The organism is Colwellia sp. RE-S-Sl-9, from assembly GCF_048296855.1.
GTDB lineage: Bacteria > Pseudomonadota > Gammaproteobacteria > Enterobacterales > Alteromonadaceae > Pseudocolwellia.
Map to the genome: position 1 here is coordinate 4,389,069 of NZ_CP182631.1, position 12,759 is coordinate 4,401,827.

The 12,759-nt window shown below is 36.0% G+C and carries 9 protein-coding genes; 2 read left to right on the forward strand and 7 right to left on the reverse strand.

The features are described from left to right. Nucleotides 1–6: 6 nt before the first annotated feature. A complete protein-coding gene (gene nhaB / locus ACM9HF_RS19090; RefSeq protein ID WP_473613134.1) occupies nt 7–1,596 on the reverse strand; it encodes a sodium/proton antiporter NhaB in 1,590 nt (529 codons plus the stop codon). 219 nt (nt 1,597–1,815) lie between these two features. Between nhaB and fadR the strand changes: the two genes are divergently transcribed. Further along, on the forward strand, nt 1,816–2,526 hold the full coding sequence (gene fadR / locus ACM9HF_RS19095) for a fatty acid metabolism transcriptional regulator FadR (RefSeq protein WP_473613135.1): 711 nt from the start codon (nt 1,816–1,818) through the stop codon (nt 2,524–2,526). Between the two features lie 72 nt (nt 2,527–2,598). On the opposite strand, the gene ACM9HF_RS19100 is transcribed toward fadR, so the two are convergent. From ACM9HF_RS19100 to ACM9HF_RS19120, 5 genes are all read right to left on the reverse strand, one after another. Next, nucleotides 2,599–4,113 carry a SpoVR family protein gene (locus tag ACM9HF_RS19100; RefSeq protein ID WP_473613136.1) on the reverse strand — a complete coding sequence of 505 codons (1,515 nt, stop codon included), beginning with the start codon at nt 4,111–4,113 and terminating at the stop codon, nt 2,599–2,601. Nucleotides 4,114–4,215: 102 nt separating this feature from the next. Continuing rightward, nucleotides 4,216–5,493, reverse strand: coding sequence for a YeaH/YhbH family protein (locus ACM9HF_RS19105; protein WP_473613137.1), 1,278 nt, complete (start codon nt 5,491–5,493; stop codon nt 4,216–4,218). Nucleotides 5,494–5,613: 120 nt separating this feature from the next. Continuing rightward, on the reverse strand, nt 5,614–7,548 hold the full coding sequence (locus ACM9HF_RS19110) for a PrkA family serine protein kinase (protein WP_473613138.1): 1,935 nt from the start codon (nt 7,546–7,548) through the stop codon (nt 5,614–5,616). Nucleotides 7,549–7,927: 379 nt separating this feature from the next. Next, a complete protein-coding gene (locus ACM9HF_RS19115) occupies nt 7,928–9,997 on the reverse strand; it encodes a M13 family metallopeptidase (RefSeq protein ID WP_473613139.1) in 2,070 nt (689 codons plus the stop codon). A 301-nt stretch (nt 9,998–10,298) separates the two neighbouring features. Next, complete coding sequence (locus tag ACM9HF_RS19120; protein ID WP_473613140.1) at nt 10,299–11,525, reverse strand: threonine/serine exporter family protein; 1,227 nt, start codon at nt 11,523–11,525, stop codon at nt 10,299–10,301. A gap of 136 nt (nt 11,526–11,661) precedes the next feature. Between ACM9HF_RS19120 and ACM9HF_RS19125 the strand changes: the two genes are divergently transcribed. Continuing rightward, entirely contained in the window at nt 11,662–11,835 is a 174-nt protein-coding gene (locus ACM9HF_RS19125; protein ID WP_473613141.1) for a hypothetical protein, read from the forward strand. A 29-nt stretch (nt 11,836–11,864) separates the two neighbouring features. On the opposite strand, the gene ACM9HF_RS19130 is transcribed toward ACM9HF_RS19125, so the two are convergent. After that, nucleotides 11,865–12,659 carry an NRDE family protein gene (locus ACM9HF_RS19130; RefSeq protein WP_473613142.1) on the reverse strand — a complete coding sequence of 265 codons (795 nt, stop codon included), beginning with the start codon at nt 12,657–12,659 and terminating at the stop codon, nt 11,865–11,867. Nucleotides 12,660–12,759 lie beyond the last annotated feature (100 nt).

A 12,759-nucleotide genomic window follows, 5' to 3' on the forward strand; every position in this document is an offset into this window, starting at 1 on the left:
TATATCTTAATGTGCGGCAGGCACACTATGAGTTGATGTTGCAGAATGATGTTGAATTGTTCCTGCTTCATACATTTCAGCTGTTCTATCAGCTAAATAACCTGACGAAATAGCGATTAAACCTACCAGTGTTAATACGATGGTATAAGGTAGCGCCATAAGAACCATTCTACCGTAAGACAAGCGCACTAAAGGAGCAATTGCTGAGGTTAGTAGAAATAAGAAGGCTGCTTGACCATTAGGTGTCGCTACACTAGGTAAATTAGTACCTGTGTTAATAGCTACCGCTAATAAGTCAAATTGGTCACGAGTAATTTGTCCTGAGGCTAATGCTTTTTGAATTTCAGTAATGTAAACCGTACCAACAAACACATTGTCGCTTACCATTGAAAGTAAACCATTCGCTAGGTAGAACATAACAAGTTGCATGTTACCTTCGTATGTAAGTACCCAATTAATAACAGGGGTAAATAACTGTTGGTCAATAATTACGGCGACTACGGAAAAAAACACAGCAAGTAATGCGGTAAATGGCAATGCTTCTTCAAAAGCGTGACCAATTTGGTGTTCTTCAGTGATGCCGGTAAAGGTGGTTGCTAAAATAATTACCGTAAGACCAATTAAACCAACAGGTGCTAAATGAAGAGCTAAACCAATAATTAACCAAATGGCAATCACACCTTGCATAATAAGCTTTATTTTATCACTTTTAGTGCGTTTTTGGCTTTCAGCAACATCAAAATCATTTAAAATTGTACGTACGGTAACAGGTAGTTTTACACCATAACCAAACAATTTAAACTTCTCTAAAGAAATACAAGTTAACATTCCTGCAATGAAAACAGGGATTGTTACTGGAGACATACGAATAGCAAATTCTACAAATTCCCAGCCAGCTTGTTGCCCTATAATTAAGTTTTGTGGTTCACCAACAATAGTACAAACACCACCTAAAGCAGTACCAACACCAGCGTGCATTAGTAAGTTACGTAAGTATCCACGAAATTGTTCTAGGTCGCTTCTGCTAGGATCTGGCAGTTGATTATCTTCGTTATGGTCATGAGATTGACTTGAGTCTTTACCAGAAGCGACTTTGTGATAAACAGAATAGAAGCCAATGGCAACACTGATGATAACAGCAATCACGGTTAGAGCGTCTAAGAATGCTGATAAAAAAGCACCTGAAAAACAGAATAAAAAAGATACCATAATTTTTGAGGTAACTTTTGTGACTATTTTTGTGAATAAAAATAGTAATAAATTCTTCATAAAGTAGATGCCAGCTACCATGAAAATAAGTAAGAGAATAACCTCAAAGTTTACAATCATTTCATGCATTACCTGATTAGGTGATGTCATGCCAATAGCTACAGCTTCAATTGCTAGTAAGCCACCAGGTTGTAACGGATAACATTTTAATGCCATAGCTAGAGTAAATATAAACTCTACAACTAATGCCCAACCTGCAGTATATGGGTCGACAAGGAAAAATATAATAGGATTAATCACTAAAAAAGAAATTATCGCGAGCTTGTACCACTCGGGAGAGTTTCCTAAAAAGTTTTTATAAAATGCAGCCATAGATGATTGTTGCATAGTTGACCTTTTGAAGTTAAGTTAAGTTGATGTTTATTGATTTTCGATAATTGTAATTTTTTATATGTTATTGAGATAAATATTAATATTCGAAGTAGTTTAAGCGGTATAAGGGCGCTTGTAAATAATCAGTAAAGCGGTTTTATATCAGCTTGTACCTATACTTGTTCTGGTACAATCAGTACAATAAATAATAAAAATATAAGCTATTGGTGATTTATGGTTATTAAAGCACATAGTCCAGCAGGTTTTGCTGAGCAGTATATTGTTGAGTCGATATGGAATGGCGGTTTTCCTCCGGGGTCTATTTTACCTGCTGAGCGTGAACTATCTGAATTAATTGGGGTTACTCGAACTACGTTACGTGAGGTTCTACAACGCTTAGCGCGAGATGGTTGGTTAACTATCCAACATGGTAAACCCACTAAAGTTAATAATTTTTGGGAAACCTCTAGTTTAAATATTCTTGAAACATTAGCACAATTAGACCAAGAGGGGATTCCTGATTTAGTTGATAATTTATTATCGGCTAGAACGAATATCAGTGCGATATATATTCGTGGAGCTTTAAAAAATAGTCCGTCGCAAGTTATTGAAATATTAAGTGGTTATAAAAATATTGCTGATGACGGTATTTCTTTTGCGGAGTTTGATTATAGCATTCACAAAGAGCTGGTTGTTGCCTCTGGTAATTCTATCTATTTATTAATATTAAATGGGTTTAAAGGCTTATACTCTAGGTTAGGGAGTTTATATTTTTCTCATCCTAAAGGACGTGAAATTTCTCGTAAGTATTATGAAAGTTTAATTGAACTGGCAAATGAAGGTAAATTTGATCAGGCTGTTTTTGTAACGCGTGATTATGGTGTGGAATCAGGTAAGCTTTGGTTAGAATTGAAAGACGAAATGCTTAGAGAACTGGTAAAATAAGTTTACGATTTTGTTAAAAATGATTTACAAAAGGTAGCTATTATTAGCTACCTTTTTTGATCTGAAATAAATTTATAATGCTTCTTCTTCAGCTTTAATTGGGCAAATCGCTATTGTTTTTTCGTTACCTTGCTCATCTTCTTGTACTATTTTCACTTCAAATTGCCATAAATAAAATAAATGCTTTATTACTTCATCTTTTGAATCCCCCAAAGGGATTTTTTGATGTGGAGTGTATTTTAAGGTTAACGATCTATCGCCATTAACCTTCGCATCAATAATTTGAATATTAGTTTCTTTATTACTTAAGTTATATTGGTTAGATAATGCGGTTCGTATTTTTTGATATCCTTGTTCATTATGTATAGCGCCTACTTCTAAGAAGTTATCGGTTTCGTCATCGTGGATATGAAATAGCTTAAAATCGCGCATTAACTTAGGTGATAAGTATTGGCTAATAAAGCTTTCGTCTTTAAAGTTTTCCATGGCAAAATGTAAGGTGTCTAACCAATTACTGCCCGCAAATTCAGGAAACCACTGCTTATCTTCTTCTGTTGGGTGCTCGCATATTCTTTTTATATCAATAAACATATTAAAACCTAAAGCATACGGATTTATGCCTGAATAATAAGGGCTGTTATATTCAGGTTGAGCAACCACATTGGTATGGTTATGAAGAAATTCGAGCATAAATTTATCAGTGACTAATCCTTCATCGTATAAGTGATTCAAAATAGTGTAATGCCAGAAACACGCCCAACCTTCATTCATTACTTGAGTTTGTTTTTGAGGATAAAAATATTGCGATATTTTACGAACAATTCTTACTATTTCTCGTTGCCAAGGTTTTAGTAGGGGAGCATTTTTTTCGATAAAATATAAAATGTTTTCTTGCGGCTCTGACGGAAAACGTGGTTTAGGCTTATTTTTTACTTCATCACTTTCGGGTACAGTTCTCCATAAGTTATTGACCTGTGATTGTAAGTATTCTTCTCTCGATTTTTGGCGTTTTAGCTCTTCTTCTAACGATATTTTTTGTGGACGTTTGTATCTGTCTACACCATGATTCATTAGCGCATGACAAGCGTCTAATGTGGATTCTACTTCACTAATACCATATTTATTTTCACAGTCTGCAATATAGTTTTTAGCAAACAATAAGTAATCAATAATTGAGCTGGCGTCAGTCCAAGATTTAAAGAGGTAATTACCTTTAAAAAAAGAATTATGTCCGTAACAAGCATGCGCCATAACAAGGGCTTGCATGGTCATTGAGTTTTCTTCCATAAGGTAAGAAATACATGGATCTGAATTAATCACAATTTCGTAGGCTAATCCCATTCTGCCTCTTCGGTAGGTTTGTTCTGTTTGAATAAACTTTTTGCCGAAGGTCCAGTGATTATAGCCAATAGGCATACCAACACCCGCATAGGCGTCCATCATTTGTTCCGCGGTTATTACTTCTATCTGATTAGTGTAAGTATCTAATCGGTAATGCTTAGCCACACGTTCAATTTCTGTTTGGTATTCACCTAATAGGTCAAAAGTCCATTCAGGTGAGTCACTTAAGGGGGCTCTTTTTTTCATATCATGAACTCCTATTTACATAAATGAATTAACCCTAACTGGGGGTAATTACCATTGAAGCCTTTAGTGGCTTTGTCAATTTCACTCATGTTCATTCATCAATTAAGCGGCTTGCTCAGCACGTTTTTTAAATAACTCTCTAAACACTGGGTATATGTCGGTAACGTCTTTAATATGCTGCATAGCAAAGTGATTTTGAGTTGCTGCAACGGTTTCATAGTGTTGCCATAATGTTTGGTGAGCACGTTGAGTTATTTCTATGTAACTGAAATAGCGAGCTACAGGTAAAATATTTTTCTCTAAAATATTAGCGCATTTAGGTGAGTCGTCAGCCCAATTATCGCCATCAGATGCTTGCGCTCCGTATATGTTCCAGTCTTTTGAGTCGTATCTCTCTTTGATTATTTTGTCCATTAATTCTAAAGCGGTTGAGGCTATAGTGCCGCCTGTTTCTTTAGAATAGAAAAAGGTTTCTTCATCAACTTCTGACGCTTGTGTGTGGTGGCGAATATAAACCACATCTATGGTTTTATAGGTACGTGTTAAAAACAAATATAAAAGCACGTAAAAGCGTTTTGCGATGTCTTTAGTGGCTTGGTCCATAGAGCCTGATACATCCATTAAACAAAACATAACCGCTCTAGAGGTAGGTATGGCTTGCTTTGCGTAGTTTCTGTAATGTAAATCAAAGCTGTCAATAAACGGTACTTTGGCTATTTTGTCTTTAAGGTCTTGAATGCTTTTTTTGAGTTCTTTGGTTTTTTTTATATTGTCGTGGGGATCTTGTTCTAACTGAACAAGTGCAGCTTCAAGCTCTTTTAATTGTTTACGTTTGCTTGATGTCATGGCGATACGTCTAGCAATAGATCCTTGTAATGATTTAACAATATCTATGTTTGAAGGCACACCTTCAGCGCAATAACCGCTACGAACTGTTTTGTACTCAACAATTTTGCTCAGTTGAGATTTTTCTAAATTAGGTAACTCTAAATCTTCAAACAGTAGATCAAGATATTCGTCTTTAGAAATTGAAAACACAAAGTCGTCATCACCTTCGCCAGAGTCACTTGCTTCACCTTGTCCTGAACCTTGGCCCTGACCTTGTTGCGGGCGCTCTATGCGATCTCCTGTGGTAAATTGGTCATTACCTGGATGCACAACATCGTTAATGCCGCCTTTACCTTGATGGAATACAGGCTCGCCTAAGTCTTTTTTAGGAATGGTAATGCTTTCACCTGAGTTAACATCAGTAACGCCGCGTTGGGTTACTGCATCAGATACCGATTTTTTTATTTGAGTTTTATAGCGGCGTAAAAACCTCTGCCTGTTGACGGTGCTTTTGTTTTTACTGTTTAAACGTCTGTCAATAAAATTAGCCATAACGCCTCTTTATCATTGGTGTTCACTTTTCACCTAAGTGAAAAGTGAATTTTTGCTTCAATGGTCTAGTGAGTTAATTCCTTTAAATGCTGAGTAACTCCATTATTTAATGGAATCGTACTATGAAGATTTTCTTACACGTAAATACCATTCAGATAAGAGTCTTACTTGTTTTTGGGTATAGCCTTTACTCATCATTCGCTCAACGAAGTCGTCATGTTTTTGTTGATCGTCTGTTGATGTTTTAGTGTTAAAGGAAATAACAGGTAGTAAGTCTTCAGTATTCGAGAACATTTTTTTCTCGATTACTGTGCGGAGTTTTTCATAACTTGTCCATGCCGGATTTTTGCCATTGTTGTTGGCTTTGGCCCGTAGAACAAAATTAACTATTTCATTCCTGAAGTCTTTAGGATTACTAATACCTGCTGGTTTCTCTATTTTTTCTAGTTCATTATTCAACGCTTCTCTATCAAATAATTGACCCGTTTCAGCATCGCGGTATTCTTGATCTTGAATCCAAAAATCAGCGTAGGTTACGTAACGATCGAAAATGTTTTGCCCGTATTCAGAGTAAGATTCTAAATAGGCGGTCTGAATTTCTTTACCTATAAATTCAATATATTGTTGTGATAGATAACCTTTAATAAATTCTAAATAACGTTCGGAGGTTTCTTGCGGAAGTTGTTCACGTTCTATTTGTTGCTCTAATACATAAAATAAATGTACTGGGTTTGCGGCAACTTCCATATGATCAAAGTTAAATACGCGTGATAATATTTTGAAGGCGAACCGAGTCGATAATCCCGACATGCCTTCGTCCATACCCGCGTAGTCTTTATATTCTTGATAAGACTTAGCTTTAGGATCGGTATCTTTAAGACTTTCTCCATCGTAAACACGCATTTTTGAGTAAATACTAGAATTTTCTGGCTCTTTTAAACGTGATAATACTGAAAACTGGGCCAGTGTTTCTAATGTGTCTGGAGCACATTGAGCATCAGAAAGTTCGCTGTGTTCAAGTAGTTTTTTGTAAATTTTCACCTCTTCACTTACTCGCATACAGTAAGGTACTTTTACAATGTAAACACGATCGAGAAAGGCTTCGTTGTTTTTGTTGTTTCTGAAGGTCTGCCATTCAGACTCGTTTGAATGGGCAAGTAATATGCCGTTAAAGGGGAGGGCAGATAAGCCTTCGGTTGGATTGTAATTACCTTCTTGAGTGGCTGTAAGTAGAGGATGTAAAACCTTGATGGGGGCTTTAAACATTTCTACAAATTCCATTAAACCTTGGTTAGCTCTACATAAAGCACCTGAATAGCTATAAGCGTCTGGATCATTTTGTGCAAAATGCTCTAGTTGTCTTATGTCTACCTTGCCAACTAATGCTGAAATGTCTTGGTTGTTGTCATCACCAGGTTCTGTTTTAGCAATTGCTATTTGATCAAGAATTGATGGATAAAGCTTTAATACTTCAAACTTGGTTATATCGCCTTCAAATTCATGTAAACGTTTGGCTGCCCAAGGTGAAATTATAGTATTTAAGTATCTTTCGGGAATGTTGTATTCGTCTTTTAATATTTTTCCATCAGCGTTCGCATCAAATAAACAGAAAGGGTGATCATTCACTGGGCTACGCTCACCATTAACGCTAAGCACATAAATCGGTTTTTTTTGCATAAGTGCTTTTAGCTTTTCAGCAAGCGATGATTTACCGCCACCAACAGGGCCAAGTAAATATAAAATTTGTTTTTGTTCTTCTAAGCCTTGAGAGGCATGTTTAAGGTAGGAAACAATTTGTTCAATAGCTTCTTCCATGCCATAAAATTCTTTAAAGGCAGGGTAACGAGAAATAACTCTGTTTGAAAATATACGGCTTAATCTAGGCTCTTTTGAAGTGTCGATCATCTCTGGTTCGCCAATCGCATTTAACAGACGTTCTGATGCGCTGATATAGGCATTTTTGTCTGTACGACAGATTTCAAGAAATTCTTGAATGGTAAACTTTTCTTCCTTCGCTAAATCGTACCTTGATTGATAATGTTGAAAAATACTCATGCTAACCTCCAGAAACTTAAGTTATGCTTGAAAGGAGTTGTAATACTAATTTCACGAATGAAACCAGTTTAAAGATTAAAAACCCTTATCTTTAAGACTAGTAGAAAGTTATAAAGTTGCGTATAAAAATTAAATGAAAATTGAATTAATTCAAAGGAAAGCCTTAAAACAGGCTTATTAAATAGTTATATTAGACATAATGGCTTATCTCTAATTCTGGTTATTGAATAAATAGTGACTCTGAGAATGTTATTTTTTAAAGAGAGGAAAGGTTGGAACTGTTTTGTCGCAGGGGTTAAGATTTTATCTAAAATTATGGATTAGTGTTATTCAAACCGACTTAAAAGTGATGATTAAGTCGGTTTGAACACGTAAAGTATTACCAAATTTTTACGCGTTTTTCTGGTGCAATATACATTTTGTCACCTTCTTTAACATTAAAAGCCTTATAAAACTCAGGCATGTTTGATAACGAACCTAATGCTCTAAATTCTCCTGGTGAATGAGGATCTGTTGCTACTCTATTTCGCATTGACTTTTCTACCGTTTTTGAACGCCAAATTTGAGCGTACCCCATAAAGAATCGTTGATCACCCGTTAAGCCATCAATAACAGGAGCTTCTTTACCATTCAAAGAAGTTTTATATGCTTTATAGGCGATAGTTACACCTGATAGGTCTCCAATGTTTTCACCTAAGGTTAATTCACCGTTAACGTGTAAATCGTCAAAAACTGCGTAACTGTTGTACTGAGCAACAAGGTTGTCTGAACGCTCTTTAAAGGCCGCTAAATCTTTGTCTGTCCACCAGTTTCTTAAATTACCTTCGGCATCATATTTACTGCCTTGGTCATCAAAACCGTGTCCCATTTCATGGCCAATAACAGCGCCAATACCGCCATAGTTAACAGCATCGTCAGCTGCCATGTTGAAAAATGGTGGTTGTAGAATAGCTGCAGGGAAAACAATTTCATTTACCGTTGGGTTGTAATAAGCATTAACGGTTTGAGGTGTCATTCCCCATTCCCATTTACGGATTGGGCCGCCTAGTTTTTCTACTTCTTTTTTGTGAGTAATTTCTCCAGAACGAATGATATTACCAACGAGATCATTTGCTTTAATTGTTAGAGCTGAATAATCTTCCCATTTGTCTGGATATCCAATTTTAGGTGTAAATGCAGCAAGTTTTACATGGGCTGCTTTTTTAGTGTCTAAAGACATCCAATCTAATTCGTCAATGCTGCTACCGTATGCTGCTCTTAAGTTTTCTACCAGTTGGCTCATTCTTGATTTAGCTTGTGGAGTAAAGTGTTTAGCAACATAAACCTTACCGATAACTTCGCCTAAGTTGTTGTTAACTGTTGATACACCTCGTTTCCACATTGGGCGTTGCTCTTCGCGACCACTTAATTGTTTTGAAAAGAAATCAAAATCTTCGTTATCTAATTCAGCGGTTAAGTATGAAGAAAATTTACTCAAGGTGTGAAATGTTAAATAGGTTTGCCAATCAGCCACAGAGGTTGTATTGAACACTTGGCCAAAACCTGCGGCGTAATCGGGTTGATTAACAATAAGGTCGTTTTGTTGAGAAACACCAATTGCATCTAAGTAAGTTACCCAGTCAAATTCGCTAGTTACCGCTTTATCTAAGTCAGATACGTTAAACTTGTTATAACGTTTTTCGCTATCTCTTGTTTGCACGCGAGTCCAATGATATTCAGCTAACTTTGTCTCTATCGCCATAATTGACTGTGCTGCTGCTTTCCCATTTGGAAGCTTAGCTAAATCAAACATTTTTTCTATATGAGCTACATAACCTTGGCGAAGTTTTACGAAGCGTTCTTCTTCATTAAAATAATAATCTTTGTCAGGTAAACCTAAACCACTTTGCCAAACATGCGTGGCGTAGCGGCTAGAATCTTTAGCGTCTACACCAATATAAAATTCAAAGGGTGTTGTAATGCCTACCGCTTGATATTGACCAAAAAAACGCGCGATATCTTGTTTGCTTTTAAGGTTGTTAATGGACGTTAGAATTGATGATATAGGTTTAATGCCTAAAGCATTTCGTGTATCAATATCAGTAAACGACTTAAATAGATCAGCCACTTTTTGCTCATCACTACCGGCTTTAAGGTTTTGTTGTTTTGCTAACTCTTCAATAATAGCTTTAACGTTATCGTCAGCATCATCGCGCAGATCGTAAAAAGATCCTATTGCGGTTTTATCGCTAGGGATAGTTGATGTTTTTAACCAGCCTCCGTTAACATATTGATAAAAATTATCTTGTGGGCGAACTTCTGCATCAATATTGGCTTTTGTTACGCCTGATACTAATACTTTGTTTGGCGCTGTTTGGGCTTGAGTGTTTTTATTCGTGGGTTCAGATGTTTGATTACAGCCTGAAAGTAATATAGATGTGCAAATAGCACTCGCTATCAATGTTTTCATGTGGTTACTCTTAATAATTGTTAATTAGGGGCTGTTAAACTTTCGAGATTACTTATACCGCAACAGCTGTGCCCTTTTAGGGTATTTAACGCTTAACTCTAAAGATAAACAGCTCTAGTTATTTAAGCTATATATTTTTATAACAAAGCTAAATATTTTTATAAAACGCGATACGACCATTGGTGATAAAAACGAGCTGAGTTATTTATTCATTCATTAGAAAATAACTTACTCATTTTTTCTCAAAGAGAGTAAGTTATTCAGATGGATAAAAAGTTATTTTATATTATAGACTTTTAAATTAAAGAATTTTACGAGCAGGGAATGCCACGTTTGAGAATATTAGCCCAGCAACTAATGACATAAAAATAAGGAAGGTTTGTGATCCTAAATCATTTGAGTTCAACATGTTTTGTCCTGAAACTGCGGTATTTAAGCCAATATATACTTTACTTCCAGGTACTAAAAGAACAAGGCCGAGTAGTTTTACAACGCTTGAAGGTAGGTTGGTAATTCTTGAAAATAAATTACTGTATAAGCCTAAAGCAAAAGCTCCCACAAAAGCACTTAGCGGACCACCTAAATAGAGTGCAGCCCAAACACTAGCAGCATAAGCTATGTAACCAGATAGAATGCCCCAAGGCGCATCTTTTAAACGTGCTTTAAATAGCACAACTAAACTAGCTGATAGTGCGGTTACCGCTAACCAAGGAGTCCAAGACGGAATCAATGTCGATTGGATCATTTCTACTTCTCCCCACATTAATCGTCCTATCGCTAAACCTAAGAAACCACCAAAATACAGTTTGAATAGCGACATTAATGCATCCATTATTCTAGCAGTACCGGATATTAAATTTCTGGCGGCAAGCTCGGATAAGCCAAGAGTTAAAGCTAAACCAGGAATAAAGGCAATAATACTCGATAGAATAACTAAAGAAGTATTTAAGCTTGGATCTATCAAGGTTATAGCTGAAGCAAGTATTGCCACAGTAAGAGCTGAAATAGGTTCCAGCATGTCGGTTACTCGTCGAGAAAACTCTCCCCATAGTACGAATAAGTACACGACTAAGCCTAAAAGAGCCGACCAAAAAACATCATTCCAACTTGTATGCATTAGCATAGCAAATGCACCACTTGAGCCACCAAAGGCTAAAAATGTTAAAAAGCGTCCGTATGGTGTGGGTTTCTTTTCTATTTCGTCTAAACGTTCAATAGACTCTGACAAAGTTCGTTGTCCAGAGCTTAATTCATCAACTAATTCATCTGTTCTTGCTAACGAGCCTAAGTCTAGCTCACCAGGGCTTACACGTATTACATGAGCGTATTCTTGTTCGTCATCTGTTTCTGATAAAACAAAAGTAAGAGAAGTAGGTGTTATTAAAAAGCACGAATCTAAACCCAGAAAAATAGAAACATTATGTAAATGCGCTTCAAGACGATAAGCCGGAGTACCAAATTTATGAAGCGCTTTGCCTAACTTGATAATAAAGCGTCTTTTTTCTTCGAAGTCTAAACCGTGATCCATGAATGGTATTCCTAATATTTTAGTAAGGTATATTATACTAATTTGAATAATAAATTGTTCTGAATATTTTATTTAATATTCGTGTATTTCTGTAAAATGTATTGAATCTAAAACTTAGCTTGATAAGGATTAATTTATGGTGCTTCTGGTTATTTTGTTAATTATTTTTGCTGCGGTTGCTTTGATGGTGATTTTGGGGGAGCGTTTTGGTAAGCCAATGGAGCAGGAGCAACAATCTAAGTTGTCTAAAATTGCAGCTGTAGCGTGTTTTATATTGATTATTTCTTTAGTTATTAAAGAAATGTTTTAAAGCTGATGGGGATTTAGCATTAAGTAACCTCAACTTGGGGTAAACAATGTTTTTAATGAAAATTGTTGATAACTTGCTTTATCGCCAGAGGGTAGATAAGTGCATTCTGTGATTTCAACATTATTGTTGAGGTCTTTGGTAATTATAATCGTTGAGCGTGTGCCGTAGTCAGGTGAAGTAATAAAGATAGAACTTAGCAGGGCTTCTCGTTCTGTGGGTAATCCTGTTTTAGGTAAATCTTTAAGTGGTGCTTGAACCGTGTCGTTCATTAGGGCTAATAATAAATCACCATCAAGTTCATTTTCATGTTTTTCATTTGTAATTAATGCCTTTAGTTTTTGCTGTCCGCGAGTCATTTTTGGCCAACTGTCTGTAAGTGCGCCATTACAAATGCTGTATACACCATTATTCATTACGTGTTCTTTTTTATGTACGCTGTCAAAGCAGTAGAGTTTATCTAAATTTCCGTATATTAAATTAAAGCCATTGTAAATATGACTATGATTGACAAGGTGTGTTCGAATATTTTCATTTTTAGATGCGATGTTTTCTTCAGATAATGCTTTAAGTACTAAATTACCACGTGACGTTTTGGTGTTATCAATTAAATGAGGTTGTCTGAAATTAGTGAGTGCTGAAAAATGCTCAGACTGGGTTAACCCTAACCAAGTTCCGCCTGCTTGTAAGTCTTTCCCTGCTAATATCGAATTTTCAGGCCATACGTGTAAATTTTGTGTTGGTCTTTGGTGAAATTCATCTCTGTTTGCACAGATAATAACGGGATATTTAGGATGTTGCTTTAAAGCGATAAATAAAATGCACATGATTAATTTAATACTACGTTATGTGTGAAAAATATAACCTTAATCGGGATATTCAGGTTAGATAAGTTTAAAACCTTAGCGCTATGCTTTAAACTTCATA